This window comes from Rhizobium sp. CB3090, assembly GCF_029714285.1.
Lineage (GTDB): Bacteria > Pseudomonadota > Alphaproteobacteria > Rhizobiales > Rhizobiaceae > Rhizobium.
The window spans coordinates 372,210-398,337 of record NZ_CP121663.1 but is presented as its reverse complement, the minus strand read 5'-3'; the positions used below and the strand labels follow the sequence as shown (position 1 = coordinate 398,337).

Genomic DNA, 26,128 nt, shown 5'->3' with positions numbered 1-26,128 from the left:
CTTTTAACAACCGGTCGCGACGAACGCCGCCATCGGAAATCATATGAAAGTCGAAAACTGGAGGGTGGAATGTTGAAATCCCTAAGCAAGACGTTGTTTGGCGCCGCACTGATCGGCGCGTCTTTTGCATCGCATGCATTGGCCGAAACGACGATCAACGCGCTTTTCATGGCGCAGGCCGCCTATAGCGAAGCCGACGTGCGCGCCATGACCGACGCCTTTACCAAGGCTAATCCCGATATCAAGGTCAATCTCGAGTTCGTTCCCTATGAAGGCCTGCACGATAAGACTGTGCTGGCACAGGGTTCCGGCGGCGGCTATGACGTCGTCCTCTTCGACGTGATCTGGCCGGCCGAATATGCGACGAACAAAGTGCTCGTCGACGTGTCCTCGCGCATCACCGACGACATGAAAAAGGGCGTGCTGCCCGGCGCCTGGACCACCGTCCAATATGACGGCAAATATTTCGGCATGCCGTGGATTCTCGATACCAAATACCTGTTCTACAACAAGGAAATCCTGGAAAAGGCCGGCATCAAGAACCCGCCGAAAACCTGGGATGAGCTCACAGAACAGGCAAAGGCCATCAAGGACAAGGGACTGCTCGCAACGCCGATCGCCTGGAGCTGGTCGCAGGCCGAAGCCGCGATCTGCGACTACGCGACGCTCGTCAGCGCCTATAAGGGTGATTTCCTGAAGGACGGCAAGCCCGCCTTCCAGACGGGTGGCGGCCTTGATGCCCTGAAATACATGGTTTCGAGCTATAAGTCCGGCCTGACCAATCCGAATTCCAAGGAATTCCTGGAGGAAGACGTCCGCAAGGTCTTCGAAAACGGGGACGCCGCTTTCGCGCTGAATTGGACCTACATGTACAATATGGCGAACGATCCGAAAGACAGCAAAGTGGCCGGCAAGGTCGGTGTCGTGCCGGCGCCGGGCGTAGCAGGTAAGAGCGAAGCCTCCGCGGTGAACGGTTCGATGGGCCTCGGCATCACCGCAGCCAGCAAGCATCCGGACGAAGCCTGGAAATACATCAGCTTCATGACCTCGCAGGCGACGCAAAACCAATATGCCAAGCTCAGCCTGCCGATCTGGGCCTCCTCCTATAGCGACCCTGCCGTCACCAAGGGACAGGAAGAACTGATCGCCGCGGCAAAGGTCGGCCTTGCAGCCATGTACCCACGCCCGACGACGCCGAAATATCAGGAGCTTTCGACGGCGCTGCAGCAGGCGATCCAGGAATCGCTGCTTGGTCAGTCCTCGCCGGAAGATGCGCTGAAATCGGCTGCCGAAAACAGCGGTCTCTAAGGCCGCCATCAACGGGTGGCGCAAGGCGCCGCCCGTTTCCAATCCAGTCCGACAAATAAAAAGGGTGGCCTAAAAATGTCCGGCACCTGGATGACAACCCGCGCGTGGCTTTTGATGCTGCCGCTCCTCGTGGTCATGATCGCCGTCATCGGATGGCCCCTGGTGGATACCGTCCGTCTCTCGTTTACCGACGCCAAGCTCGTCGGTACGGAAGGCAATTTCGTCGGGATCGACAACTACACGAAGATGATCTCCGGTTCGAACTTCCAGCGGACTCTCGTTACCACGGCTTTGTTTGCCATCATTTCCGTTGCCGCCGAGATGGTGATCGGCGTGCTTGCCGCATTGCTGCTCAATCAGGAATTCCGCGGCCGCACCGCATTGCGCGCATTGATGATCCTGCCTTGGGCACTGCCGACGGTTGTGAACGCGACGCTCTGGCGGCTGATCTATAATCCGGAATATGGCGCCTTGAACGCGGCGCTGACGCAACTAGGCCTGATCGACGCCTATCGCTCGTGGCTCGGAGAACCCGCCACCGCGCTGTCAGCGCTGATCGTCGCCGATTGCTGGAAGAACTTTCCCCTCGTCGCGCTGATTGCACTGGCGGCGCTGCAGGCCGTTCCGCGCGATATTACTGCCGCCTCGCTGGTCGACGGCGCCGGACCGATCGCCCGCTTTCGTTTCGTGATCCTGCCCTATCTCGCGGGTCCGCTGATGGTGGCGCTGGTGCTGCGGACCATCGAAGCCTTCAAGGTGTTCGATATCATCTGGGTTATGACGCGCGGCGGCCCCGCCAACAGCACGCGGACGCTGTCGATCCTTGTCTATCAGGAAGCCTTCTCTTTTCAGCGGGCCGGATCCGGTGCGTCACTGGCATTGATGGTGACGCTGCTGGTGACAGTGCTCGCCGCCGGATACGCCGCATTGGTGCGAAAGACGGTGGGGAGTGCCGCCTGATGGAACGCAGGAGCCCGATCTTCACCGCCTTCATCTATATCGCGGCGCTGCTGCTAGCCGCCGTCATTCTTGCGCCGATCCTCTGGCTTTTCGTCATGAGCATCTCGCCGGCCGCCGATCTCGCAGCGAAACCGCTGCGCTGGTGGCCGCAGACAGCCGATTTTTCCCGTTACCGGCTGCTGTTCTCGACGATCGAGAACAGTACCGGCGCCGCATTCACCTCCTCGCTGCGCAACAGTATCGAAATCGCGGGCATGGCGACAATTGCAGCAATCGCGCTTGCCATTCCCGCAGGCTGGGCCGTATCGCGCACGCCGTCCGTCGGCTGGTCGCTCTCCATGGTGATCGCCACCTACATGCTGCCGCCGGTGGCGCTCGCCGTACCCCTCTATATGGGCCTTGCCTATTTCGGCATGCTGAACAACGTCTTTGGGCTCGCGCTCGTCTATCTCACCATCCTCGCGCCGTTCACGACCTGGCTGATGAAATCCGGTTTCGATTCCATTCCGAAAGAGATCGAATCCGCCGCCATGATCGACGGCGCCGGCCTCTTCCAGACGCTGAAGATCATCACGCTGCCGCTTGCCATGCCGGTGATCGCGACATCGGCGCTCTTCGCGTTCCTGCTGGCCTGGGATGAATTCTTCTATGCGCTGCTCTTTACGTCAGACCAGCGGGCGAAGACCCTGACCGTCGCCATCGCCGATCTGGCGGGCGGACGTGTATCCGATTACGGACTGATTGCGACCGCCGGTGTGCTTGCCGCCCTGCCTCCGGTGCTGGTTGGTCTCGTCATGCAACGCGCCCTGATCTCGGGGCTGACAAGCGGCGGCGTCAAGGGATGATGACCATGACCGGACAAAAGACACGACCGACAGGACTTGTTGCGATCGATCGCGAGATGGCCCGCCAGCATGCGGATGCTATTGCCTCCTATGAAGGCGCTGCCGAAATGGCCGGAAAGGCAGCCTCTTCACTGAAGAAAAAAGGCAAGCTCCTGCTCCTCGGCATGGGTGGATCGCATGCGGTGAACCGCGCGGTGGAGCCGCTTTATCGCGCCCTTGGCGTCGATGCGATCGCTTTGCCGCTGTCCGAGCAGCTCGGTCAGCCATTGTCGCTGGAGGGCCGGACAGTCTTCGTCACCTCGCAATCCGGCGAAAGCGCCGAAGTGGTCCGTTGGTTCAATGAGACTGGCGGCGGCACGACCGAAACATTCGGGCTGACGCTGGAAAGCAGCTCATTCCTGGCAAAGGCTGCGCCGTCCGTGGTCGGTGCCGGCGGCACGGAATTGGCCTTCGCTGCAACACGCAGCCTGACCGTCACCTTTGCTCTTCACCTCGCGATCCTAGCTGCGCTTGGTGAAAGCCCGTCGGCGGCGCTTGCCGTTTTGAAATCCCCTCAAGACATCGATATTGCGCCGGCACTTTCCGCACTTGCAACTGTCGAAACGGTTGTCACATCTGGCCGAAGATTGCAGGGCGTCGCCGAAGCGCTTGCACTCGGTTTGACGGAGCTGTCCCGCCGCCCATGCTTCTCGCTCGAAGGCGGACAGCTTCGCCACGGCCCGATGGAAATGCTCGGACCGAATATCGGCGTCGTTCTCTTCCGCGGACGAGACAATACCGCGGGCCTTGTCACCGCGATGATCGTTTCCGCTGTGGAAACCGGTGCACCGACCGTCGTCTTCGATACATCCGGCGAGGAGCCCGTGGCGGGCGCAGTGACGCTCCGCTTCGAGCCGGCGACCGGCCTTGCGGCAATCTTTGCCATGCTGCCGGTCGCGCAACGGCTGATGATCGCCTTTGCCGAGGCCCGCATCGACAATGCCGGAACGCCGGTCCGCTCGACGAAAATTACCCGGAGTGAATGATGAAGCCGCTTGCAGTCATCGGCAATGTCAATGTCGACCTGATCCTCGGGCCGGCCGCGCCTTGGCCGAAGGCGGGCACCGAGATCATCGTTGACCATGACGAGCTGCGTGTCGGCGGCGCGGCGGGCAATAGCGCGCTTGCCTGGGAAGGCATGGGCGTCGACTTCGAGATCGCCGCGAGCGTCGGCAGTGACGAGTTCGGCCACTGGCTGAGCCAAGCTTTCAGCGAACGGGCCGCGAAGTGGCCGGTGCACCCTGAGCGCACGACGCTGTCGGTCGGGATCACCCATCCGGACGGCGAACGGACATTCTTCACGACACGCGGCCACCTGCCACGTCTCAGCCTTGCCGATGTCTTTGCCGTTCTCGACGGATCGACGCTTTCCGGTGGTTATGCCCTTCTCTGCGGCCCTTTCCTGACCGACGACCTGACACGGGATTACGGCACATTGTTCGACTGGGCCGATAATCACAGGATCACGCTCGCACTCGACACCGGATGGCCGCTCGATGGTTGGACGGATGAAAATTGCGCCGCCACGCGCGGGTGGCTATCGCGCTGCGGCATTGCCCTGTTGAATGAGGTGGAAGCGACCACGCTTGCAGGTTTGGACAATCCCGTGGATGCCGCCCGCCATCTTCGCTCGCATATGCCTGAAGGGGCAATCGTCGTCGTCAAACGTGGCCCTGACGGTGCGATTGCCATCGACAGGGATGGAGCACTCGTTGCAGCCACCGCGCCTCAGGTGAAAGTCGTGGATACGATCGGCGCCGGCGATGTCTTCAATGCCGCATTCCTGGCAGCACTTGCCCGCGGCGAAACGCTTTCCACCTGTTTGGCTGCAGGAACGGAGGTCGCCTCGCGCGCCATTTCCACCCTGCCCCGCAGCTATGGCGAGCTCAAAGCGACGAAGGAGGCCGCACGATGAGCGCGCTCGAGATCCAGAATATCCGCAAGACCTATGGTCAGGTCGAGACGCTGAAGGGCATCGATATCGCGCTTGAGAGCGGTGAGTTCCTGGTGCTGCTCGGCTCGTCCGGCTGCGGCAAGTCCACGCTGCTGAACATCATCGCCGGTCTTGCCGAGGCGACCAGTGGCGACGTGCGGATAGGTGAGCGCTCGGTTCTTGGCGTGCATCCGAAAGACCGCGACATCGCCATGGTGTTCCAATCCTATGCGCTCTATCCAAACCTGACGGTCCACCGCAACATCGGCTTCGGCCTTGAGATGCGCAAAGTGCCGGCGGCGGAGCGTGACAAGGCCGTGCGCGAGGCCGCAAAACTGCTTCAGATCGAAAACCTGCTGGACCGCAAACCAAGCCAGCTTTCCGGCGGTCAGCGGCAGCGCGTCGCGATCGGCCGCGCTCTTGTGCGGAAGCCCGAGGTCTTCCTTTTCGATGAGCCGCTTTCGAACCTCGATGCGAAACTGCGCATGGAAATGCGTACGGAGCTCAAGCGTCTTCATCAGATGCTGAAGACCACGGTTGTCTATGTCACCCACGATCAGATTGAGGCGATGACGCTCGCCACACGGATCGCGGTCATGCGGGACGGGAGGATCGAGCAGTTGGGCACACCAGAGGAAATCTATAACAGTCCTGCGACGCTATATGTGGCAACCTTCGTCGGCGTCCCGCCGATGAATCTCCTGAAAACCACGGTTCACGCAGATGGGCTGCAGTTACAAGGCGGAGGCGCTCGCCTGCCGCTCCCCGAACGCTTCAAAGGCAAGGTCAAAGAAGGCCAGCATGTCATTCTCGGCATACGGCCTGAAGCACTGCGTCTGGAACAGGCCGCTCTCTCGATCGAAGCAATGCCCGAGATCGCGGAATTGACCGGCCCCGAACTCGTGGTTACCGCTATTGCCGGAGATCAGCGGCTGACCGCTTGTCTTGCTCCCCGCACGCCGATCAGCACCGACCGCAAGCTGACGCTGTTCTTCGACCATGAAGCAATACATCTCTTTGACGCGGAAACGGGCCTTAGCTGCCTCCGTTAGGCTCGCTCATTTCGCGTCGTGAAAGATGATGCCGACGGTATGGCGCATCCCCGACCGGAGACGGCTGACGCCGTGCCGGAGGTTGACGCGATAGTTTCCCTTGGAGCCTTGGACCGGACGATTGTGGACCGCAAAGGCGACCGCATCGCCCTGGCGCAGCGGCACGACCTCGACGCGGCTTTGCATACGCGGGCGCTGTTCCGTCAGAACGAACTCGCCGCCGGTGAAATCCTTACCCGGTTCGGAGAGCAGGATCGCCACCTGTAGCGGGAATGCGAGATCGCCGTAGAGATCCTGATGCAGGCAATTGAAGTCACCCGGGACGTATTGCAACAGCAGCGGCGTTGGCCGTGTCTGGCCTTGGTCATGGCACTGCTTGAGGAAGGCGGCATGGCTTGCAGGATAGCGCTGATCGATGCCCATGCGGGCGTTCCAGTCGTTGGCAACCTCGGCCAACCTCGGATAGAGCGCCGTGCGCAGACCGCCAAGCAGATCCGGCAGCGGATATTTGAAATAGCGGTATTCGCCTTTGCCGAATCCATGGCGCGCCATGTGAATATGGCTGCGGAAATGCTCCTCCTGCGGATAAAGGCCGGCTAACTCCCGGCACTCCTCTGGCGATAATAGCTTCTCCATGACGGCGCAGCCGAACCCGCTCAGCTCCTGCGACAGTGTCTGCCAGTCATACCGGGCAACGCGCTCTTCTGCAGACAGGACCGAAGAGACCGATGGATGGGGTTTCGAATGAGCATTCATGACTAGCCTCCTTAGCAATGAGCGCTTTCATAGCCGGACAGAGCGCCGTTGCTGTGGATGACAATAGAGCTGCCGCCATCCATCCTCACTCCGGTCCTTGCTTTCAAATCGGCAAGCCTCCGGCTGAGAAAAGCTAATTTTATTTCCGGATCAAGGGATGAAGGATCGGCCGGTAGCCGGCGCGAAGGGCCATGAATGTGGAGGGTGGCGTCAACATGCCTTCGGCGTGGACAAGCTCCTGCGGCGGTTCATAACCATGCTCGGCCCAACGAAAGGCGCGGCCGCCGGCGATCGTGAAGGCCGAGCCGGAAGCCACGACAACCGTACCATTCGGCAGTTCGGAAAGTGGTCCCGCAAGCGGATGCATCCGCTTGCGGCCGCGCTCCATGCGTTCACCATGGAGAACAGCGTCCATAGCGGGGGCCAAGGGTTCAGCCTGTCCCCTCGCACCGGCCCATGCTGCGCGAAATGCCTTGGCGGCATCACGCCGGCAGAAGAAACAGGGACGGTGACCGGCGGCCAGCGCCACCGCCTCGTCCAGAAAAAAGAGTTCGGTCCAGCTCCGGTTGGCCATGACATCGCGACGGCGACCTTTGTATTCACAACTGCAAACCAGCCAAGCCTTACTCGACCAGCGCTTGTTCAGCAGCGTTTTGGTCGCCGGATCGTGGATGATACCGCGGTTGCCCGTGAACAGCCCTCGCTGCGAAATCGCCACGATATCGCCGAAAGGAGTGACGCGGTTCTGAAGGGGAGCGCTCATATCGGCATATTGCCTCGCTTGCACGGCATGCGCCAGGTGTACCGCGAGATGAAAGCGCCCCGCGGGAAGATGTTCATTGGGTTCTCAGCGGCTTGGGGGCGCTTCGCGGTCAAGCAGAACACGTTTTCGCTCCACTCCCCAGGCGTAGCCAGAAAGCGAGCCGTCGTTCCGCACCACCCGATGGCAAGGAATTGCGACGGCCAGATTGTTGGCCGCGCATGCTCCGGCGACGGCTCGCACCGCCTTGGGCGAGCCGATCCGGCGGGCGATTTCCGCGTATGAGACGGTCCGGCCCGCCGGGATTTCCTGGAGCGCCTGCCAAACCCGCTGCTGAAACACTGTGCCGCGAACGTCGAGCGGCAAGTCGATTCCAAGGCCGGGCGCCTCCACAAGGCCGACGACACGCGCCACAAGAGCTTCGTAGTCTCCATCGGCGCCGATCAGATTGGCATTGGGGAAGCGATCCTGAAGATCGCGCACCAGCGCGTCGGGGTCGCTGCCGAGGAGAATGGACGCCACCCCCTTCCTGCTCGACGCGACAAGGATCGCGCCCAGCGACGATTGACCGACCGCGAAGCGGATCTCTTCATTGGCACCTCCCGACCGATACTGCGTCGGCGTCATTCCGAGCATATCGGTGGATTTCTCGTAGAAGCGCCCGCTCGAATTGAAACCGGCATCGTAGATGGCCTCGGTCACGCTGTTGCCATTCGCAAGGCCTTCACGGACTTTCGCCGCACGGTGCGCCGAGGCGTAGTCCTTGGGCGTCAGACCGGTTGCCGATTTGAACAGCCGATGAAAATGACTGGCGCTGCGGCCGGCCGCGTCGGCGAGCTCGTGCAAAGACGGTTCCTCCTCGCTCTCTTCGATCAATCGGCAAACGCGCGCAATGATGGCGGCATTTTCACGATCTGAGGAAAGACTGTCCGGCTTGCACCGCTTGCAGGCGCGAAAACCGGTCGCTTTGGCGGCTTCGAGTGAATCATGCAGTTGCACGTTCCTGGGGTTTGCAGTTCGCGATGGACAAGACGGTCGGCAATAGACGCCGGTCGTTGCCACGGAATACCAGAGGTGGCCATCGGCGGTTCGATCTCGAGCGACGATACGCGCCCAACGCGGGTCATCGGCCACCGTGGTTTGTATAAAAGCTGTCCGGTTTCTGGGCATCACGGTCATATCGTTTGTCCCTATGTTCCAGCAAAAGTACGTCATTCTTGGCAGCGGAAGAGCCGCACAGCCACCCGATTCCTGCGCGACCGGAGATCATCCGAAGGTCGCCGCCCGGATAATGGGCGGCGACCTTCCTTCACGCGGCCTTGATAAGGCCGAGCTGCGTGAGCGCCGTCACGCCATCGTCGAGGCCGATTTCCTCGGCGATCTTGCCATTCTCGATGCGCAGGATGGTGGTGCCGGTGAAGCGCATCTTGCGACCGGTCGCAGCCGGCAGCGATCCGACCAGAAAGTCGGCAAAGGCCGGACCGGTATGCGTACCGCCGCCCTCCCACTGCCCGACGACATAGTCGCCTTCGGCAATGAGATCGGCAGTGCCCCAGAAATTGAGGTCCGGGAATGCCGTGCGGAAGCCGATCATGAAAGCCCTGATATCGTCATGGCCGCGACGCGGCTCGTGCAGCGAGTATTTCAACAGCATGTCCGGCGCGGCGAGGTCGGCGACGACGGACAGGTTGCAGGTCTCACCCCAGAATTCGGTGAACCAGCGCGCGACGATAGCCTTGTTGTCTTCTTCTTTGCTCATGTGGATTTCCTTCTTGATGTATCCAGCGGATCATCGATCCCGATCGACGACCTGAGCAAAGGGATAGGCCGATCCGGCAGGGCCAAAACTCCGGTTCTTGCTGCGCAATCGAATCCGTCCGGCGAACCAGTGCGCTTTCAGCCGCAGATGATGACAGATGCCGCATAAAGGAGATGGTTTGGTTTGAAGGCAAGAAACGGGGTGCGGGCCGACCGGATCGGTGGGAAAGTTCGCCGGCTACAGAGGGAGAACGTAGATGAAAGCTCACGTCACCGTGCTTGCCGCCTTCGCGGTTTTCGCCGCCTCTCCGGTATCCGCGATCGAGCGGCTGCAGACGACTACAAGGTCGTGCGCCGAGATCCAATCCTTCGTTCGTGCGCACCGCGTCGTTATCCTGCAGTATCCGGGAACTCGGGGTAATCTGCTCTATAATCGTGCCGTCGCCGATTCCGACGTCTGCCTTGGAAACGGCTTCGGTGAAGGAAGCTCTGTGCCGTCGAGGGACAAGCGCAATTGTGCGATTTGGGTTTGCCGCTCCAGCACCGATCTGCGCCCGTGACCGGGCGCAGCTAGCCGCACGCATTTTCCCCGCGCTCGCTTTTGCTGCGTCGCATCAAACGCCCGCAAGAAATGACGAACATCTAATTTAAGGAATAGGCGACAAAGGCAAAGAGATTTGATAAAACTAGACTACCGGTTGCGGTTTGACGTGTCGGTAAATTTGCCGGGCGTATTCTCACTGCCAGCCGGGACCGTGGTGGAGGAGAAGAGGTACTATGGCGGCGTTTCACGTCATGGCCGGCCGCGTTTCGGGGATCGATCGTTGCAGCACTGCTCATCATCGGCACGATCCCGATCTTTGCCGGCCTTGCGGTCGCCATGCCTATCCTCGGGCATTTGACCTGGTATTTGCATCGAAAATTGATTGTCCCCGCCTATCCGAGCCGCACGCTTTGAATTCGCAAGGAAATTTCCCGTGGAATCATCCTCCAAGCCGTTGCGAACTGTCAGATGACGGTCGCCCCGGTTGGGATAGCGATGAAGAGAATGAGGATTGCCATGTCTTACCGTTTTCTTCCGATCTGCTTGCTCTTCGCTATTGCTTTGCCGCTTGACGCCCTCGGGCAGGAGGGTGACGCCACCGCAGGCGCCGCCGTCTTCAAGAAATGCGCCATCTGTCATATCGCCGAAACCGACCAGAACAAGGTCGGCCCCTCACTGCATGGCCTGTTCGGCAGGACGGCTGGAACACATCCGAATTTCGCCTATTCGCCGGCAATGCAAAAGGCAGGCAAGGATGGCCTCGTGTGGAACGAGACGACGCTGCGCGACTATTTGCATGCGCCCCAGGCAAAGGTGAAAGGCACGAAGATGACCTTCACTGGGCTGAAGGACGATACCGAAATTACCAATCTGATCGCCTATCTGAAGCAATACTCCAAATAGCGAGATGTCTGATATGGACGAGCTGCTTTCTATGTCGCAGGCCGGATCGGTGGGAGTTCAGCTCAATGACAGACTCCACCGATCCGGTCGGCGGCGTCGATATGCCCCGCGCTTGTCGGGATGAACCGCTACTTTTGCCGCAATTGCCCGTGTGATTTGTTCATGAGATAATACTAAAACGTTTCGCGATGGGATTGTGGAAACGTTCGCGGCCGAGTCAGGGAGGAGACGATGGCTGTCGTATTGATTCTCGTTCTGCTGGTGGTGGGATCGATCGCTTTCCATCTGCTGAGCCCTTGGTGGTGGACGCCGATTGCTTCCAATTGGAGCTACATAGACAACACCATTACCATCACGTTCTGGATCACCGGCTTCGTCTTCACGGCCGTTGTGTTGTTCATTGCCTATTGCGTCTTCCGTTTCAGGCACCGTGCCGGAAATCAGGCGGCATACCAGCCCGAAAACAAGCGGTTGGAATGGTGGCTTGCCGGTGGAACCGCAATCGGCGTGGCAGCAATGCTCACGCCGGGCCTGTTCGTGTGGAAGCAGTTCGTCACGGTTCCGCCCGATGCCAGCCAGGTCGAAGTCGTCAGTCAGCAATGGCAATGGAGTTTCCGTCTTCCGGGGGCCGACGGGCGGCTCGGACGGGCAAATACGCGCGATGTTACGCCGGATAACCCCCTCGGTTTGGACAGGAATGATCCTGCGGGCTTGGATGACGTCGTCGTCGAAGGCGGCGAACTGCATATACCCGCCGGCAAGCCGGTGAAAATGCTGCTGCGCTCCATCGATGTCGTGCACGATTTCTACGTGCCGGAATTCCGGGCCAAGATGGACATGATCCCCGGCACGATCACCTATTATTGGTTCACACCGACGCGGACGGGAACTTTCGAGGTTCTCTGCGCGGAACTATGTGGTGTCGGCCACCCGCAGATGCGCGGCACGGTCGTCGTCGATACTGATGCCAATTATCAGGCCTGGCTGCAGCAGCAGCCGACTTTCTCGAAATCGCTGGCGTCTGCGGAAAAGTCGGCGGCCAAGTAAGTGCGACCGGAGCCTCAGGAGGAAGGCCGCATCGGAGGGAATAGGGAGGATGGAATATGGTCGACATTGGATCCGGCACCGAGCAGGTCATCCAGCCCGCTGAAGTCGAGGATGTGGAGCTTTATCATCCGAAAAGCTGGTGGACGAGATATGTCTTTAGCCAGGATGCCAAGGTCATCGCCATTCAGTATTCTATGACCGCCATTTCGATCGGCATGGTGGCGCTGGTGTTGTCCTGGCTAATGCGCCTGCAGCTCGGCTTTCCCGGCTATTTCTCCTTCATCGACGCGGACCACTATTACCAGTTCATCACTATGCACGGCATGATCATGGTCATCTACCTGCTGACGGCGCTCTTCCTCGGCGGCTTCGGCAATTATCTGATCCCCTTGATGGTCGGCGCCCGCGATATGGTGTTTCCCTATGCGAACATGCTGAGCTACTGGCTCTATCTGCTTGCGGTCATCGTGCTGGTCGCCGGCTTTTTCGCACCTGGCGGACCGACAGGCGCCGGCTGGACGCTCTATCCGCCGCAAGCTCTTCTGTCGGGTACGCCGGGAGGACGCGACTGGGGCATCATTCTGATGCTGTCGTCGCTTATCCTGTTCATCATCGGCTTTACCATGGGCGGGTTGAACTATGTCGTGACGGTGCTGCAGGGACGCACTCGCGGCATGACGCTGATGCGAATGCCCCTGACCGTGTGGGGTATCTTCACCGCAACCGTCATGGCGCTGCTCGCCTTCCCGGCGCTCTTCGTCGCTGCCGTCATGATGTTGTTCGACCGCCTGCTCGGCACGAGCTTCTTCATGCCAGCGATCGTCGAGATGGGCCAGCAGTTGCAGCAAGGGGGCGGCAGCCCCATCCTGTTCCAGCATCTGTTCTGGTTCTTCGGCCACCCCGAAGTCTATATTGTCGCACTTCCGGCCTTCGGCATCGTCTCGGATCTGATCAGCACGCATGCGCGCAAGAACATCTTCGGCTACCGGATGATGGTCTGGGCGATCGTCATCATTGCCGCGCTGAGCTTCGTCGTATGGGCGCATCATATGTATGTCAGCGGCATGAACCCGAACTTCGGGTTCTTTTTCGCAACGACAACCTTGATCATCGCCATTCCGACGGCGATCAAGGTCTATAACTGGGTGCTGACGCTCTGGCACGGCGATATCCATCTGACATTGCCGATGCTGTTTGCCCTGGCCTTTATCGTCACATTCATCAATGGCGGGCTGACCGGCCTCTTTCTCGGCAATGTCGTCGTCGACGTGCCGCTCTCAGACACCATGTTCGTCGTTGCCCATTTCCATATGGTGATGGGGGTCGCGCCGATCCTGGTGATCTTCGGGGCAATCCACCATTGGTATCCGAAAGTCACCGGGCGCATGCTGAACGTGACGATGGGCCATATCCACTTCTGGATCACCTTCCTCGGTGCCTACGCGATCTTCTTCCCAATGCACTATCTCGGACTGATGGGCGTGCCGCGCCGATATTACGAGCTCGGCGAAACGGCCTTCATTCCGCCGTCGGCACACACGCTGAACATGTTCATCACCGTCGCCGCCCTGATCGTCGGCGCTGCGCAGATTCTGTTCCTGTTCAATCTCGCTTGGAGCCTTCGCTGGGGCAGGCAGGCGGGTGGCAATCCATGGCGGGCAACGACGTTGGAATGGCAGACGCCGCAAACACCACCTGCACACGGGAATTGGGGCAAGGAGCTGCCGATCGTCTACCGCTGGCCGTATGACTACAGTGTGCCCGGAGCAGATCAGGACTTCCTGCCGCAGAACGAACCAGCGCCGAGCCGATTGTCCGAAAGGGCTTCGTCATGAGCGCCATTCTCATTTTCATGGCAGGGATTGCCTGCATCGTCGCCTGGTGGATGGCGCGGCAGCGGCTGACCTCGAAACCCTGGCTGGAAACGGCAGTGGCGGGCGATGCGCCGGAGATGCGGGGATCGTCGGAGACAACGGCAAAGGTCGGTCTCGGCATCTTTCTCGCCGTCGTCGGCGCCTTGTTCACGCTCCTCATCAGCGCCTATCTGACACGCCTCGGCAGCTCCGATTGGTGGAGCATCCCGATCCCGCGATTGCTTTGGGTGAATACCGCCGCCCTTGCGGCCAGCAGCGTCGCGCTGCAATGGGCGAAAACCGAAGCACGGCTTGACCGCAGCGAGATGCTGAACACTGCTCTTGCCGTGGCATTGGTGCTCGCCGTTCTCTTCCTTGTCGGGCAGGTCTTGGCATGGCGGCAATTGGTTGCGGCGGGCTATGTGCTCGCCGACAATCCATCGAACAGCTTCTTCTACATGATCACCGGGCTGCACGGCCTGCATATTCTGGGCGGGCTTTTCGTGCTCGGGCGAACGACAATCCGTGCCCAAGCCAATCTCGGACAGGCGAGAATCCGCCTGAGCGTCGATCTCTGCGCCATCTACTGGCATTTCATGCTCGTTGTCTGGCTGGTCCTTTTTGCGCTCTTCGCCGGCTGGGCCAATAGTTTTGCCGATCTCTGCCGTCAATTGGTCACCTGAGGAGCTTCGACGATGACCGAATCCATAGAAAGACCGGTACACGATCCACTTCTGCGGCCGGCGGGATTGCGCGGCGTCGCGGCCGATCTGTCATCGGACCAGCGGGCGTTCAAGAACGTCTCCTGGGGCAAGGCGATGATGTGGATATTCCTCTTGAGCGATACCTTCATTTTCGGCTGTTTCCTGCTGGCCTATATGACGGCGCGCATGTCGACCAACGTCCCCTGGCCCAATACCAGCGAGGTCTTCGCCCTAAGGATCGGAGGCCAGGACATTCCGCTGATCCTGATCGCCATCATGACCTTCGTCCTCATCAGCAGCAGCGGCACGATGGCCATGGCCGTCAACTTCGGATACCGGCACGACCGCCGCAAGACGGCAGCGCTGATGTTGGCGACGGCGGTTCTTGGCGCGACATTCGTCGGAATGCAGGCATTCGAATGGACCAAACTGATCATGGAAGGGGTCCGTCCCTGGGGAAACCCATGGGGTGCGGCGCAGTTCGGCTCGTCCTTTTTCATGATCACGGGCTTTCACGGCACCCACGTCTCGATCGGCGTCATTTTTCTTCTGATCACGGCGCGCAAAGTATTGCGGGGCGATTTCGATCACGGAAGACGGGGTTTTTTCACCAGCCGCAAGGGCCACTATGAAATCGTCGAGATCATGGGGCTTTATTGGCACTTCGTCGATCTCGTCTGGGTATTCATCTTTGCATTCTTCTATCTGTGGTGAGGATGGCATCATGGCACAGACGCAGGCGCATTCCGGACAGCAGCATCCGATAAGACTGTACATGGTAGTGTGGGGGCTGCTTTTCGTCCTCAGCACCTTTTCCTATCTCGTCGACTATCTCGGCATCCAGGGCAATCTCAGATGGTTTCTGATCCTGCTGTTCATGATCCTGAAGGCGGGGCTGATCGTCGCCGTTTTCATGCACATGGCCTGGGAACGGCTGGCCTTGATCTACGCCATCTTGGTTCCGCCAGTCCTGGTGCTTGTCTTCGTCGCGCTGATGGTGTCGGAATCGCACTATACCGCGCTCACCCGGCTGGCCTTTTTCGGCGGCGACCAATAGGAGACGAGGCGGCCATATTGCCGATACCAGCCGACTTTCGAAGGTTGGCTCACCTTAGCGTGAAGATTCGATCTCAAAAATCCGGGGAACCCATCTTGTCCGGGCCAGTTGTTCAAGTGTACGACTTGAACAACGGAGACGGAAATGAGCAAAAGCGACGTTCATAAGCTCCAGAAGCGAGCCGAACGACAAGTAAAGAACACCAGCGCCGGCGGCCATCTCGGCGGAACCTATTTCGGCCAGCAGCCCGACGGCAAAACAATCTCGTCATCCAGCAATGACAGCGCCAAAGCGCGCAAAAACGATGGAACCAACTAGCTCCATTTAAGTTAGGCCCCAACTACCTGACGGTTATTCGAACCTCCTCCCAATCCGCGCCGACAATGGCCCGCCCTTCCGGGCGAGCCACCATAACAATGCTTAGAAGTCCATCCCGGCGCCGGGAGGCAAGGCTGGCGCGGTTTCCTTCTTCGGCTTTTCGGCGATCATCGCTTCCGTCGTCACCAATAGTCCAGCAATGGAGGCAGCGTCCTGCAGCGCCGTGCGCACGACCTTGGCGGGGTCGATCACACCCATGGCGTAGAGATCGCCATATTCGTTGGTCTGAGCGTTCCAGCCGAATGAAAAATCGGCATTTTCGCGCAGCTTGCCGACGACGATGGACCCCTCGGCGCCGGAATTCTCGGCAATCTGGCGGACAGGCGCTTCGATCGCCCGGCGGACGATCTCGACACCGACGCGCTGATCGTCGTTTTCGGCCTTGAGGCCGTCGAGCGATTTGACGGCACGCAGCAGCGCCACACCACCGCCCGGCAGGATACCTTCCTCGACGGCGGCGCGTGTCGCATGCAGCGCATCATCGACGCGGTCCTTTCTTTCCTTCACTTCGACTTCCGTCGAGCCGCCGACGCGGATGACGGCAACGCCGCCAGCGAGCTTGGCAAGACGTTCCTGCAGCTTTTCGCGGTCGTAGTCGGAGGTGGTTTCTTCGATCTGAGCACGGATCTGCGTGACACGCCCATCGATCTCGCCCTTCGATCCCGCTCCATCGATAATGGTGGTATTCTCCTTCTCGATCATCACCTTTTTGGAGCGGCCGAGCATATTGAGCGTGACGCTTTCCAGTTTGATGCCGAGATCTTCGGAAATGACAGTGCCGCCCGTCAGGACGGCGATGTCTTCCAGCATGGCCTTGCGGCGATCGCCGAAGCCCGGAGCCTTGACGGCAGCGATCTTGAGGCCACCGCGCAGCTTGTTGACGACGAGCGTTGCGAGAGCTTCGCCTTCGACGTCTTCGGCAATGATCAGAAGCGGGTTGCTCGATTGCACAACAGCTTCCAGGATCGGCAGCATGGCTTGCAGGTTGGAGAGCTTCTTCTCGTGGATCAGGATATAAGGGTCTTCCAGTTCCGCCCGCATCTTGTCCGGATTGGTTACGAAGTAGGGGCTGAGATAACCGCGGTCGAACTGCATGCCCTCGACGACTTCGAGTTCGGTGTCGGCGGTCTTGGCTTCTTCGACCGTGATGACGCCTTCGTTGCCGACCCTTTCCATTGCCTGGGCGAGATAGCGTCCGATTTCCGGATCACCATTGGCAGAGATGGTGCCGACCTGAACGATTTCGGAATTGTTGGATATCTTGCGAGCGTTGGTTTTCAGTTCCTTGACGACGGCGTCGACGGCAAGGTCGATGCCGCGCTTCAGATCCATCGGGTTCATGCCTGAGGCGACCGCTTTAGCGCCTTCGCGAACGATGGCCTGGGCAAGCACGGTTGCAGTCGTGGTCCCGTCGCCGGCGATATCGCTGGTTCTGGAGGCGACTTCACGCAGCATTTGTGCGCCCATGTTTTCGAACTTGTCCTCCAGCTCGACTTCCTTGGCGACGGTGACGCCGTCCTTGGTGATGCGCGGAGCGCCGAAGGACTTGTCGATCACGACGTTACGGCCCTTCGGCCCGAGCGTCACCTTCACCGCATTGGCGAGAATATCCACCCCCTTCATCATGCGATCACGAGCATCGGTGTGGAATTTGACTTCTTTGGCAGCCATTTTTTTACTCCTCCATAGGCAGCGCAGTTTTGATTGATGCTAGAAAAAAGACGGCTCAGGCAGCCCTCTCGTCTGCCGCCTGGACCTCGATAATGCCCAGGACGTCGCTTTCCTTCATGATCAGCAGATCTTCATTGTCGATCTTGATCTCGGTGCCGGACCATTTCCCGAAAAGGATGCGGTCGCCCGCCTTGACATCGAGCGGCTGGATTGGTCCGGCCTCATTGCGTGCGCCGGCACCGACGGCAATGACTTCGCCCTCCTGCGGCTTCTCCTTGGCGGTATCGGGAATAATGATGCCGCCCTTGGTCTTTTCTTCGGACTCGACGCGGCGAACGAGAATGCGATCGTGAAGCGGTCGGAACGTCATGTTCTCCTCCATGGCAAACGATGATGATCAATGTCCCCTGACCGGACCGGACGACGCCCGGATAGGTGCCGAAGCCCTCCGGCCTCCGGCGAAATTTGATCTGGTTCCGGAAACCACGTTTTCAAGGACATGAGCGAATTTTAGCACTCTACACCTCCGACTGCCAATACGGTCGAAAGAACCATGGATGCGATTCAATGGCCCGATGCTTCGCAGCCCAAGGGCCGCCGCGGATGACGCTGTTTTGTCGGCATGACGGACGTTCCGGTCTTGCGTCGCCGATCCTTTCACGGGACAAGCATCAGATGAGCGTTCCAAAGACACATCCCTTCGCCTTCGATCCAACCTATGGTATGCAGCTTGAGCAGCTTCTGGCAATCGAGCCGCCCGATGAGGTCTCTGGTTTCGATGTTTTTTGGACCGAGCGGTACCGGCGCGCGATCGCGGTCGATCCCCAGCCGAAACTCCGCCGCAGCCAAATCCGGCATCCCGACTGGCATGTTCTCGACATCACCTACACATCGACCGGCGCGTTCAATATCCGCGGCTGGCTGCTTCTTCCCCGCACTGGGGCTGTGCGGCGCGGTCTCGTCGTAGGCCACGGTTATGGCGGGCGGGATCAGCCCGACTTCGATTTGCCGGTGAAAGACACGGCCATACTGTTTCCCTGCTCTCGCGGCCTATCCCTCAGCGCTCATCCACCTATTCCGGCCGATCCCGGCGGACATGTGCTTTACGGTATCGAAAAACCCGCTTCCTATATTATCGGCGGCTGCGTCGACGATCTTTGGCTCGCCGTCTCGACTCTTGTTTCCGTCTATCCCTGGCTTGCGGGACATATCGGCTATAGCGGCATCAGCTTCGGCGGCGGCATCGGGGCGCTGGCGATCCCTTTCGACAACCGGATCGATCGCGGGCACCTTGTCGTGCCGACCTTTGGGCACCGGTCGCTATGGCTGAGTTTGCCGACGATCGGCAGCGCGCAATCCGTCCAGGAATACCAGAAGACGCATGCAAGCGTGCTTGAAACCTTGCGCCTGTTCGATGCCGCGAACGCGGCCACCCACATCAAGGTGCCGATGCTCGTCGCTGCAGCCCTCTTCGATCCTGCGGTAGCGCCGCCCTGCCAGTTCGCCGTGGCGAACGCGCTGGCAAAGTTTAACGAAATCTTCATCCTGGACGCCGGCCATTTCGACTATGTTGGCAGCACCGAACAAAATGCGGTGCTTCGCGAAAAAGTCGAACGATTTTTTAGGTGCCGTGAACCAGGAATACCTGCGCTGGTATAGCCAACTTCTGCATGGAGAGACAAAGCTGTTGGTGCCTTGTCATGCCGGCGCCAACGTCTTGATGCTTTCAGTTAAGGCATCAAGAAGCGGCCGGCTTACACGAAGCCGACCGGAATGGGCGCAAGCTTTTTGCCAGCACCATAATCGCGCTCATGAGATCTGCGGTTACGGATTTCCCGACTTGAGGAAAAGTCAGTACGATCGCGCTCCATCATCCCATCCGGATAGGTTCCGGTGTCTTCGGTTTCCACTTCGGACTGAGCGGTGACGATTTTGAAATTCATCATGTTTCCTCCGGTGCGCCGCGGAAACGATTAGTCCCGCGCTTAGTTCCATGAGTAAACACAAAATTATTAAAAAATTAACTACGTTCGTTAATCAATTCGGGTGATCCGATCATTCTCAGCCTGCGACGCCAAGCCCCACCGCGGCGGCTCGCTTTGCCGGGAACATTTCGCCCAGCCCCACGTTTCAACTCACGATTTTGTTTTGGAGGTCTCCATGGATCGATCCAAATCGGCGACCCCAATCGATATCGTTCCAATCCTTACTCTGACGAGTTTCAGCTACGCCGGCCGTAATCCGGGGAGATCGTGATCGGCGCTGTCGCATGCGCTCGATCAATTGCCAGCGGCGAACAGATACTGGAGTAGACCATGGCCGTTCTTATAACATCCGCACTTCTGGCGATTATCGGGTTATTCCTTGGCGGCGGCGGACTATGGCTTGTCCTGCTTGGCGGCAGCTTCTTCTATCTCTTCGCCGGCATCATGTTTATCGCCACTGCGATATTGCTGTTGACGCGCAAAGCGGCTGCCCTTTGGCTCTACGCCTTTCTCGTGATCGTCGCACTCCTCTGGGCCATATGGGAGGTCGGCTTCGATTGGTGGCAGCTTGGTCCGCGCGGTGGCATCATCATCCTGATCGGGCTCTGGCTGCTCACGCCCTGGATCAGACGTCCGCTTGGTTTCCGCAGCCCGACCGGCACCGACTACGCGGCAAATCCCTGGCCGCTTGCCGTGCCATTGATCGTCTCCATCCTAGTGGCGATCTATTCGATGACCACCGATCCGCACGATCGTTCCGGCGATCTGCCGACGACGGTTACGGCTAATGCGCCGATGGGCGGCGATGTACCGAATGGCGAATGGCATCAATACGGCCGGACACCGTTCGGTCAGCGCTACTCGCCGCTCGATCAGATCAATGTCCAGAACGTCGGCAATCTGAAGGAAGTCTGGCGATATCAAACCGGTGACGTGAAGCGCCCGGACGATATCGGCGAGACAACCTATCAGGTGACTCCGCTCAAAGTCGGCGACACTCTCTACCTGTGCACGCCGCACAATCTGGCGATCGCGCTCGATGCGCAGACGGGCAAGGAGAAATGGAAATTCGACTCCAACTCCGGAATGAACCCTGATCGGCAACATCAGACATGCCGCGGCGTCACCTACTATCATGACCCGGCGGCAACCGCCGGAGCACCTTGCGCTGACCGCGTCTATCTGCCCACGTCGGACGCGCGCCTGATCGCGCTCGATGCCGCCAATGGCAAGATATGCACGAGCTTTGCCAATCAGGGTATGCTCCATCTTGAGACTGGCATGAAGTATAACCCGGCCGGTTACTACTACTCGACCTCGCCTCCTGTTGCCGTTGCGAACAAGCTGATTGTCGGCGGGGCCGTCAACGACAATTATTCCACCCAAGAGCAATCCGGCGTCATCCGCGCCTTCGATATCAAGACCGGCGCGCTGATATGGAACTGGGACTCCGGCAATCCCGATCAAACCAATCCCTTGCCGGCTGGGCAGACCTACACCACCAACTCGCCCAATAGCTGGTCGGTATTCAGCGTAGATCAGGCCCTCGGCATGGTCTATATTCCGCTCGGCAATCAGGTCCCCGATCAGCTCGGTATGGGCCGAAGCGCAAATGTCGAGCGGTTCTCCTCTTCCGTCGTTGCGTTGGACATCAATACCGGCCAGCTCAAATGGGTGCAGCAATTCGTCCACCATGATCTCTGGGACATGGATGTTCCGGCCCAGCCGGTGCTTTTCGATATGACGAAATCCGATGGCACAGTGGTGCCCGCGCTTGTCGCTTCGACCAAACAGGGCGATATTTATGTGCTCGACCGGCGCACCGGCGCGCCGCTCATTCCATTCAAGGAGATACCCGCACCCGGCGGTGCCATTCCCGAAGATCACACTGCTCCGACGCAGCCCATTTCGGATCTGACCTTCTCGCCCCCGCCGCTGCGGGAAAAGGACATGTGGGGGGTGACGCTCTTCGATCAGCTCGCCTGTCGCATCGCATTCCATCGGTACAAATATGAGGGCCGTTACACGCCGCCATCGCTACGGGGATCGATCATCTATCCTGGCAATTTCGGTACCTTCAACTGGGGCAGCGTCGCCGTCGATCCGGAGCGCCAGATCATGTTCGGCATGCCGACGTATCTCGCCTTCACGTCCAAGCTCGTGCCCCGCGCAGAGGTTCCGCCAAGAGGTCAGGACCAGAAGGGCAGCGAGCAAGGCCTGAATAGAAACGATGGTGCGCCATACGGCGTCTACATGGGGCCGTTTCTCGGACCGCTCGGGATTCCCTGCCAAGCACCGCCATGGGGTTACGTCGCCGGCGTCGATCTCAGGAGCGGCAAGATCGCTTACAAACACAAGAACGGCACAGTGCATGACATGACGCCGCTGCCTCTGCCCTTCAAGGTGGGCGTTCCGGGGATCGGAGGACCGATCATAACCAAAGGCGGCATTGCCTTCCTCGGCGCGGCCGTCGACGACTACCTGCGCGCTTATGATGTCACCAGCGGTCGGCAGCTTTGGGAAGCCCGTCTGCCGGCGGGTGGCCAGGCGACGCCGATGACCTATACGGCCGGTGACAACAAGCAATATGTCGTCATTGTAGCCGGCGGCCACGGCTCGGTCGGTACCAAGCCCGGCGACTATGTCATTGCCTACCGCTTGCCTTAAGCCAAATCGGAGGTGTGAACGTGCACTGCTTCCGCTATGGCGGAAGCAGGCCTATGTACGCATGGCGACGCTGAGGAACTCCTCCGTGGTACTGAGGTCGAGCTGGACTGAGAAACGGTCGTTGAGCAGCTCGAGCGAGGCGTCGTGCGTTTCATCGGCGCCACTGCAAACCGCATCCTTGAGCAATACGATCCTGTAGCCGAGATCGATGGCACCCAGCGTCGTCGCAAGCACGCAGACATCGGTCTCGCCACCACTGACCACAAGGGTCGTGACCTTTTCATCCACGAGCGCAGCATGAAACCGGCCACCGATCCAGGGCGAATAGACCCGTTTGTCGAACACCCGTGCCGGGGGTACGAGATCCGCGAGCGGCTGGACGAGCTCTACCATCTCCGAAGGCAGATGCTCGCCCGTCATCATCCACCACTTCTTGTAATAGTCTCGCCATTCACCCCATAACTCATCGGCCGTGCGAGGCGGCAGGAACCGAGTAAAGATCGTGCGCTCTGGGTATGTCCCGCTCACTTCCGTGATCCGAGGGAGAATGCGGTCCATCCAAGGAACGAACCACGGCGTCTCTTCCGCAAACATGCGTTGCATGTCCACACATATATGCCGCCAACTGCCAAGCGCCTTCATCTGCTCCTCCAGTTTTCAGCCATAACAATCGCAACAACGGCAAGTTCCTGAACGGCCGGCCGGATGAGGCTGTCAATATGGGGAACATTTCTCACATGTCGCGTGTTTCCGGTTCGTCCGGGACGTCAGGTTGCGCTTATCTTGCCGGCAATTAATGGGTACGGAGGCTTTAGAAATGACATTGCGACATGGATCATGCCGCTGCGGAAGGGTTCGCTATTCCGTCAGCGGTGAACCGAAACGCGTCGGTATCTGCCATTGCACCGACTGCCGTCAAGAAAGCGGTTCGGCCTTTACTTTTTTCGGGATCTGGGAGGCCGAGGCTTTCTCGACGACGGGCGAGACAGCCGTCTACGAAGGCCGGAGCTTCTGCCCTCATTGTGGGTCGCACGTTTTTGCAACTAATGACGTCGAGGCCGAGATCAAGTTCGGATGCCTCGATTCCGCACCGACCGATATGGTTCCAACCTACGAACTTTGGGTAAAACGACGCGAACCCTGGCTGAGGCCTTTGCCGGGCGCGGAGCAATATGATCAGGACCGACCAGCCGATCAGCCTGTACTTTAACGAAAAAGGTCATGAACAACTGCTGCGCATATCATAAGGGCGCGGATCTCCAGGAGATTGACGCGTGCCTTAATGCTCGACGCGCAAGACGATCTTGCCGCGGCTGTGTTCGTTCATGATCGCCTCTTGTGCCGCGCGCGCCTGCTCAAGCGGATAAACGCGGCGAACCTCCACGCACACCTTTCCGTCGTCGATGAGACGGCCAATTTCTGCAAGCTGCAGGCCGTTCGGCTGCGCCGTGTAGCGAACGGCGCGTATCCCGAGCTCGTCCGCACGGTTCTTGTCGGGCTGGGCCAACGTCGAAACGAGGATGCCGCCCGTCCTTATCACGTCGAATGAGCGATCCTGGGTTTCGCCGGCCACGAGATCGAACACCATGTCCACCGGCTGTATCGCCTCCTCGAAGCGCTCGCTTTTGTAGTCGATGATTTTGTCAGCCCCGAGTGAGCGCGCGAAATCCAGGTCGGCGCCGGAAACCGTCGTCGCGACCCAGGCGCCTTTCGCCTTCGCAAATTGAACGGCCAAGTGACCGACGCCGCCCGCACCGCCATGGATGAGGACGCGCTGGCCAGCCTGAAGTCCGCCATGATCGAACATGCCCTGCCATGCGGTAATGCCCGCCAGCGGAATTGCGGCAGCCTGCACCGGATTCAACGAACGCGGCTTCGGCGCTATTTCCTCAGGCCTGGCGATGACGAATTGTTCGTAACCGCCGTGCCTTGGATTGAGAAAAGCATAGACCGCGTCGCCGGACCGAAACGCGGCGACCCCTTCGCCTACCTTCTCGACCGTTCCGCAGACGTCTCGACCGAGCACGTAAGGCAAATCCTCGTTCTGAACGGCCGGATAGTTTCCTTCACGCATCTTCCAGTCTACAGGATTGACGCTGGCAGCCTCGACCCGGATCAGGATTTCGTCGATCTTGGGCTCAGGACGTTCGATTTCTTCGAGGCGAAGGACTTCCGGACCGCCAAATGAATGGATGCGCACAGCTTTCATGACGCTCATCGTTTCTCTCCTCGCGGTTTGAGAATGAAATCCCGCCGGTCGCAATCGGCTTTCGCTGCCCTGTGCGGACGCTGAACATTTTCAGGGATTGCCGATAGGCCGGCTCGGATCAGACGGCGTTGATTGATGGCAGGAAGGACATGACCTCGTTGCGGCGTCTGAGGCTCAGCGTCTCGATACGCTCGTTCCAAAAGCTTTCCGCTTCCGGCGGGTCCGGCTCCCAGCTATTCGTCGACAAGAGGTTGTCGTCCATCACCAGCAGACGATGGCCGCCCAACCGCAAATATTCTGTCGCCAGTTCTTTCGCAGCATTCGTCATCATCATCCTGCTCCTTGCGCCGATCATATGGACGTCAACAATCGAGCTGGGATTATGTTCCCTTTGGCGCAGAAGCCCTCTCAGCCTTTCGATGGCTGCCGGGGTCTTTCGATCTCGTCGGGGTGGGCAGGAGGCTCCCAGCCGAACACGCTGCGTCCGCCATAAAAAGCGGACCTGTCGAATTCGCCGGCAACGATCTCCTTGAGATCAGGGCCGGTGACATATCGCTCGAGAATGCGGGACTGATCATCCAGGCGCTTCAGCGCCTGCAACTCCTCGTCACGGCCAAGCCGCCCTTTGCGCACCGCCGATTTCATCACGTTGATGGTCTCGTCGTAGACTTTCAGCGGCACCGGGAAAGGGTGGCGATCCTTGCCGCCATGCGCCAGCGAAAACCGGGCGGGATCGGAGAAGCGGTAGGGAGCGCCATGCACGACCTCGGCAACCATTGCCAGCGCCTTGACCGTTCTTGCCCCGACGCCGGGCGTAAGCAACAGGTCCTCAAAATCGACCGGCCCGCGATCGGCGGCAGCCGCCAGGTTTCCGTGCAGTCGCCGCATATTCACATCGGTTTCGCGAACATCATGATGAGCCGGCATGATCAGATGCGGCAGCATGGGTTGTGCCTGGTCTTCAGCGACGGCCTTGGGCTCCGTTTCCAGTGCTGCGACTTCGCGCACGATCCTGTCCGGCCCTAACGATGACAGCAGATCGAGCTGACCTGCGCGCGACCGGTCGGCGCGCCGATCGGCGAGATTGACGATCCGGCCCTGGTCTCTTCCCTCGATGGCCGCATGCGGGGAATCGAGAAAGCTTGTCAGCCCTTCGGACAGCCAATGATAGCGCCGTGCCTGCCGCCGATCGCCGTTCATCCCCTGCTGAACGACGACCCACTTGCCATCGTCCGTCACGATAAAACCATGCAGATAGAGATCGAAGCCATCCTGCAGGGCAGCGCTGTCCACCTTGGCGACCAGCCGGCTCGTCGCCGCGAGCGCAGCGCCGTCGATACCGACGCGATTGCCGATGGCTGAAAGTTCATCCGGCGTCTTGCGCGACTGAGCGCCGCGGCCGCCGCAGACATGGATTCCAAGTTCGCCGGAGAGCGGCGTCAGACCACGTTTCAACGCGCCAAGCACGCTGGTCGTAATGCCCGAGGAATGCCAATCCATGCCCATGACGGCACCGAAGGATTGGAACCAGAAAGGGCTCGCCAGCCGCCGCAAGAGTTCGTCGCGCCCATAATGCTGAACGACCGCCTCGGTAATCACGGCGCCCAAACGCGTCATTCGGTCGCCGAGCCATTTCGGCACCCGCCCTCCATGCAGGGGAAGGTCTGCGTTGCCAGCTCTTTGCGCCAAGTTCAGAGTC

General features: G+C 59.6%; 28 protein-coding genes and 1 pseudogene. 18 read left to right on the top strand and 11 right to left on the bottom strand.

Translation table 11 applies throughout. The features are described 5' to 3' along the window. Positions 1-69: 69 nt before the first annotated feature. The 6 genes from QA646_RS20590 to ugpC all read left to right on the top strand — a co-directional run bounded on the left by QA646_RS20590 (position 70) and on the right by ugpC (position 6,137). Complete coding sequence (locus QA646_RS20590) at positions 70-1,308, top strand: extracellular solute-binding protein (RefSeq protein WP_283060113.1); 1,239 nt, start codon at positions 70-72, stop codon at positions 1,306-1,308. Between the two features lie 75 nt (positions 1,309-1,383). Beyond that, the gene (locus QA646_RS20585; protein ID WP_283060111.1) at positions 1,384-2,268 is read left to right on the top strand and encodes a sugar ABC transporter permease; all 885 of its coding nucleotides are present in this window, start codon (positions 1,384-1,386) and stop codon (positions 2,266-2,268) included. Then, positions 2,268-3,113, top strand: coding sequence for a carbohydrate ABC transporter permease (locus QA646_RS20580; RefSeq protein ID WP_283060110.1), 846 nt, complete (start codon positions 2,268-2,270; stop codon positions 3,111-3,113). Before QA646_RS20585 ends, QA646_RS20580 begins: the two co-directional genes overlap by 1 nt. Next, positions 3,113-4,138: an SIS domain-containing protein gene (locus QA646_RS20575; protein ID WP_283060514.1), complete on the top strand. Its 1,026-nt coding sequence runs from the start codon at positions 3,113-3,115 to the stop codon at positions 4,136-4,138. The genes QA646_RS20580 and QA646_RS20575 overlap by 1 nt, the downstream gene beginning before the upstream one ends. After that, positions 4,138-5,067, top strand: a complete 930-nt coding sequence (locus tag QA646_RS20570) for a PfkB family carbohydrate kinase (protein WP_283060109.1) — start codon at positions 4,138-4,140, stop codon at positions 5,065-5,067. The genes QA646_RS20575 and QA646_RS20570 overlap by 1 nt, the downstream gene beginning before the upstream one ends. Next, on the top strand, positions 5,064-6,137 hold the full coding sequence (ugpC, locus tag QA646_RS20565) for a sn-glycerol-3-phosphate ABC transporter ATP-binding protein UgpC (RefSeq protein WP_283060108.1): 1,074 nt from the start codon (positions 5,064-5,066) through the stop codon (positions 6,135-6,137). Before QA646_RS20570 ends, ugpC begins: the two co-directional genes overlap by 4 nt. A gap of 6 nt (positions 6,138-6,143) precedes the next feature. Here the strand turns inward: ugpC and QA646_RS20560 are convergent, their stop codons facing one another. The 4 genes from QA646_RS20560 to QA646_RS20545 form a co-directional block, all read right to left on the bottom strand. Then, complete coding sequence (locus tag QA646_RS20560) at positions 6,144-6,893, bottom strand: 2OG-Fe(II) oxygenase (protein WP_283060107.1); 750 nt, start codon at positions 6,891-6,893, stop codon at positions 6,144-6,146. Positions 6,894-7,032: 139 nt separating this feature from the next. Beyond that, positions 7,033-7,656, bottom strand: a complete 624-nt coding sequence (locus tag QA646_RS20555) for a hypothetical protein (RefSeq protein WP_283060106.1) — start codon at positions 7,654-7,656, stop codon at positions 7,033-7,035. A gap of 84 nt (positions 7,657-7,740) precedes the next feature. After that, complete coding sequence (gene ada, locus QA646_RS20550) at positions 7,741-8,823, bottom strand: bifunctional DNA-binding transcriptional regulator/O6-methylguanine-DNA methyltransferase Ada (RefSeq protein ID WP_283060513.1); 1,083 nt, start codon at positions 8,821-8,823, stop codon at positions 7,741-7,743. Between the two features lie 139 nt (positions 8,824-8,962). Further along, positions 8,963-9,412, bottom strand: coding sequence for an ester cyclase (locus tag QA646_RS20545; protein WP_283060105.1), 450 nt, complete (start codon positions 9,410-9,412; stop codon positions 8,963-8,965). A gap of 256 nt (positions 9,413-9,668) precedes the next feature. Here QA646_RS20545 and QA646_RS20540 point away from each other — a divergent pair, with 256 nt between their 5' ends. The 8 genes from QA646_RS20540 (at position 9,669) to QA646_RS20505 (ending at position 15,837) form a co-directional block, all read left to right on the top strand. Beyond that, entirely contained in the window at positions 9,669-9,971 is a 303-nt protein-coding gene (locus QA646_RS20540) for a hypothetical protein (protein ID WP_283060104.1), read from the top strand. A 500-nt stretch (positions 9,972-10,471) separates the two neighbouring features. Then, positions 10,472-10,858, top strand: coding sequence for a cytochrome c family protein (locus QA646_RS20535; protein WP_283060103.1), 387 nt, complete (start codon positions 10,472-10,474; stop codon positions 10,856-10,858). A 231-nt stretch (positions 10,859-11,089) separates the two neighbouring features. After that, positions 11,090-11,905 carry a cytochrome c oxidase subunit II gene (locus QA646_RS20530; protein WP_283060102.1) on the top strand — a complete coding sequence of 272 codons (816 nt, stop codon included), beginning with the start codon at positions 11,090-11,092 and terminating at the stop codon, positions 11,903-11,905. 56 nt (positions 11,906-11,961) lie between these two features. After that, entirely contained in the window at positions 11,962-13,740 is a 1,779-nt protein-coding gene (locus tag QA646_RS20525; protein WP_283060101.1) for a cbb3-type cytochrome c oxidase subunit I, read from the top strand. After that, positions 13,737-14,441, top strand: a complete 705-nt coding sequence (locus QA646_RS20520; protein ID WP_283060100.1) for a cytochrome c oxidase subunit 3 — start codon at positions 13,737-13,739, stop codon at positions 14,439-14,441. The genes QA646_RS20525 and QA646_RS20520 overlap by 4 nt, the downstream gene beginning before the upstream one ends. Positions 14,442-14,453: 12 nt before the next feature. Then, the gene (locus QA646_RS20515; RefSeq protein WP_283060099.1) at positions 14,454-15,176 is read left to right on the top strand and encodes a heme-copper oxidase subunit III family protein; all 723 of its coding nucleotides are present in this window, start codon (positions 14,454-14,456) and stop codon (positions 15,174-15,176) included. Positions 15,177-15,186: 10 nt separating this feature from the next. Then, positions 15,187-15,519 carry a cytochrome C oxidase subunit IV family protein gene (locus tag QA646_RS20510; RefSeq protein ID WP_283060098.1) on the top strand — a complete coding sequence of 111 codons (333 nt, stop codon included), beginning with the start codon at positions 15,187-15,189 and terminating at the stop codon, positions 15,517-15,519. A 144-nt stretch (positions 15,520-15,663) separates the two neighbouring features. After that, positions 15,664-15,837 carry a hypothetical protein gene (locus QA646_RS20505; RefSeq protein WP_283060097.1) on the top strand — a complete coding sequence of 58 codons (174 nt, stop codon included), beginning with the start codon at positions 15,664-15,666 and terminating at the stop codon, positions 15,835-15,837. 102 nt (positions 15,838-15,939) lie between these two features. Here QA646_RS20505 and groL read toward each other — a convergent pair whose 3' ends face one another. Together groL and QA646_RS20495 are read right to left on the bottom strand one after the other, a co-directional pair. Beyond that, a complete protein-coding gene (gene groL, locus QA646_RS20500; RefSeq protein ID WP_283060096.1) occupies positions 15,940-17,568 on the bottom strand; it encodes a chaperonin GroEL in 1,629 nt (542 codons plus the stop codon). Positions 17,569-17,623: 55 nt separating this feature from the next. Then, complete coding sequence (locus tag QA646_RS20495) at positions 17,624-17,938, bottom strand: co-chaperone GroES (RefSeq protein ID WP_283060095.1); 315 nt, start codon at positions 17,936-17,938, stop codon at positions 17,624-17,626. Positions 17,939-18,243: 305 nt separating this feature from the next. On the opposite strand from QA646_RS20495, the gene QA646_RS20490 reads away from it, so the two are divergent. Both QA646_RS20490 and QA646_RS20485 read left to right on the top strand, forming a co-directional pair. Next, the gene (locus QA646_RS20490; protein WP_283060094.1) at positions 18,244-19,227 is read left to right on the top strand and encodes an acetylxylan esterase; all 984 of its coding nucleotides are present in this window, start codon (positions 18,244-18,246) and stop codon (positions 19,225-19,227) included. Further along, positions 19,199-19,291, top strand: a pseudogene (locus tag QA646_RS20485) (esterase); the annotation flags it as partial. The gene QA646_RS20490 and the pseudogene QA646_RS20485, both read left to right, overlap by 29 nt. A gap of 31 nt (positions 19,292-19,322) precedes the next feature. Here QA646_RS20485 and QA646_RS20480 read toward each other — a convergent pair. Beyond that, complete coding sequence (locus QA646_RS20480) at positions 19,323-19,514, bottom strand: hypothetical protein (protein WP_283060093.1); 192 nt, start codon at positions 19,512-19,514, stop codon at positions 19,323-19,325. 369 nt (positions 19,515-19,883) lie between these two features. Here QA646_RS20480 and QA646_RS20475 point away from each other — a divergent pair, with 369 nt between their 5' ends. Next, the gene (locus QA646_RS20475; RefSeq protein ID WP_283060092.1) at positions 19,884-22,220 is read left to right on the top strand and encodes a glucose/quinate/shikimate family membrane-bound PQQ-dependent dehydrogenase; all 2,337 of its coding nucleotides are present in this window, start codon (positions 19,884-19,886) and stop codon (positions 22,218-22,220) included. Between the two features lie 51 nt (positions 22,221-22,271). Here the strand turns inward: QA646_RS20475 and QA646_RS20470 are convergent, their stop codons facing one another. Further along, entirely contained in the window at positions 22,272-22,862 is a 591-nt protein-coding gene (locus QA646_RS20470) for an isochorismatase family cysteine hydrolase (protein WP_283060091.1), read from the bottom strand. Positions 22,863-23,037: 175 nt separating this feature from the next. Between QA646_RS20470 and QA646_RS20465 the strand changes: the two genes are divergently transcribed. Next, positions 23,038-23,430, top strand: coding sequence for a GFA family protein (locus tag QA646_RS20465; RefSeq protein WP_283060512.1), 393 nt, complete (start codon positions 23,038-23,040; stop codon positions 23,428-23,430). 69 nt (positions 23,431-23,499) lie between these two features. Here QA646_RS20465 and QA646_RS20460 read toward each other — a convergent pair whose 3' ends face one another. From QA646_RS20460 to QA646_RS20450, 3 genes are all read right to left on the bottom strand, one after another. Then, positions 23,500-24,438 (bottom strand): NADP-dependent oxidoreductase, encoded by a 939-nt coding sequence (locus QA646_RS20460; RefSeq protein WP_283060090.1) that lies wholly within the window; start codon positions 24,436-24,438, stop codon positions 23,500-23,502. A gap of 109 nt (positions 24,439-24,547) precedes the next feature. Beyond that, positions 24,548-24,763: a hypothetical protein gene (locus QA646_RS20455; protein WP_283060089.1), complete on the bottom strand. Its 216-nt coding sequence runs from the start codon at positions 24,761-24,763 to the stop codon at positions 24,548-24,550. A 74-nt stretch (positions 24,764-24,837) separates the two neighbouring features. Beyond that, positions 24,838-26,118 carry a DUF763 domain-containing protein gene (locus QA646_RS20450; protein ID WP_283060088.1) on the bottom strand — a complete coding sequence of 427 codons (1,281 nt, stop codon included), beginning with the start codon at positions 26,116-26,118 and terminating at the stop codon, positions 24,838-24,840. Positions 26,119-26,128: the final 10 nt, after the last annotated feature.

Coding starts and splice junctions, on each gene's coding strand:
- QA646_RS20590 (WP_283060113.1), top strand. CDS start 70: ATGTTGAAATCCCTAAGCAAGACGTTGTTTGGCGCCGCACTGATCGGC.
- QA646_RS20585 (WP_283060111.1), top strand. CDS start 1,384: ATGTCCGGCACCTGGATGACAACCCGCGCGTGGCTTTTGATGCTGCCG.
- QA646_RS20580 (WP_283060110.1), top strand. CDS start 2,268: ATGGAACGCAGGAGCCCGATCTTCACCGCCTTCATCTATATCGCGGCG.
- QA646_RS20575 (WP_283060514.1), top strand. CDS start 3,113: ATGACCATGACCGGACAAAAGACACGACCGACAGGACTTGTTGCGATC.
- QA646_RS20570 (WP_283060109.1), top strand. CDS start 4,138: ATGAAGCCGCTTGCAGTCATCGGCAATGTCAATGTCGACCTGATCCTC.
- ugpC (WP_283060108.1), top strand. CDS start 5,064: ATGAGCGCGCTCGAGATCCAGAATATCCGCAAGACCTATGGTCAGGTC.
- QA646_RS20560 (WP_283060107.1), bottom strand. CDS start 6,893: ATGAATGCTCATTCGAAACCCCATCCATCGGTCTCTTCGGTCCTGTCT.
- QA646_RS20555 (WP_283060106.1), bottom strand. CDS start 7,656: ATGAGCGCTCCCCTTCAGAACCGCGTCACTCCTTTCGGCGATATCGTG.
- ada (WP_283060513.1), bottom strand. CDS start 8,823: ATGCCCAGAAACCGGACAGCTTTTATACAAACCACGGTGGCCGATGAC.
- QA646_RS20545 (WP_283060105.1), bottom strand. CDS start 9,412: ATGAGCAAAGAAGAAGACAACAAGGCTATCGTCGCGCGCTGGTTCACC.
- QA646_RS20540 (WP_283060104.1), top strand. CDS start 9,669: ATGAAAGCTCACGTCACCGTGCTTGCCGCCTTCGCGGTTTTCGCCGCC.
- QA646_RS20535 (WP_283060103.1), top strand. CDS start 10,472: ATGTCTTACCGTTTTCTTCCGATCTGCTTGCTCTTCGCTATTGCTTTG.
- QA646_RS20530 (WP_283060102.1), top strand. CDS start 11,090: ATGGCTGTCGTATTGATTCTCGTTCTGCTGGTGGTGGGATCGATCGCT.
- QA646_RS20525 (WP_283060101.1), top strand. CDS start 11,962: ATGGTCGACATTGGATCCGGCACCGAGCAGGTCATCCAGCCCGCTGAA.
- QA646_RS20520 (WP_283060100.1), top strand. CDS start 13,737: ATGAGCGCCATTCTCATTTTCATGGCAGGGATTGCCTGCATCGTCGCC.
- QA646_RS20515 (WP_283060099.1), top strand. CDS start 14,454: ATGACCGAATCCATAGAAAGACCGGTACACGATCCACTTCTGCGGCCG.
- QA646_RS20510 (WP_283060098.1), top strand. CDS start 15,187: ATGGCACAGACGCAGGCGCATTCCGGACAGCAGCATCCGATAAGACTG.
- QA646_RS20505 (WP_283060097.1), top strand. CDS start 15,664: ATGAGCAAAAGCGACGTTCATAAGCTCCAGAAGCGAGCCGAACGACAA.
- groL (WP_283060096.1), bottom strand. CDS start 17,568: ATGGCTGCCAAAGAAGTCAAATTCCACACCGATGCTCGTGATCGCATG.
- QA646_RS20495 (WP_283060095.1), bottom strand. CDS start 17,938: ATGACGTTCCGACCGCTTCACGATCGCATTCTCGTTCGCCGCGTCGAG.
- QA646_RS20490 (WP_283060094.1), top strand. CDS start 18,244: ATGAGCGTTCCAAAGACACATCCCTTCGCCTTCGATCCAACCTATGGT.
- QA646_RS20480 (WP_283060093.1), bottom strand. CDS start 19,514: ATGATGAATTTCAAAATCGTCACCGCTCAGTCCGAAGTGGAAACCGAA.
- QA646_RS20475 (WP_283060092.1), top strand. CDS start 19,884: ATGGCCGTTCTTATAACATCCGCACTTCTGGCGATTATCGGGTTATTC.
- QA646_RS20470 (WP_283060091.1), bottom strand. CDS start 22,862: ATGAAGGCGCTTGGCAGTTGGCGGCATATATGTGTGGACATGCAACGC.
- QA646_RS20465 (WP_283060512.1), top strand. CDS start 23,038: ATGACATTGCGACATGGATCATGCCGCTGCGGAAGGGTTCGCTATTCC.
- QA646_RS20460 (WP_283060090.1), bottom strand. CDS start 24,438: ATGAGCGTCATGAAAGCTGTGCGCATCCATTCATTTGGCGGTCCGGAA.
- QA646_RS20455 (WP_283060089.1), bottom strand. CDS start 24,763: ATGATGATGACGAATGCTGCGAAAGAACTGGCGACAGAATATTTGCGG.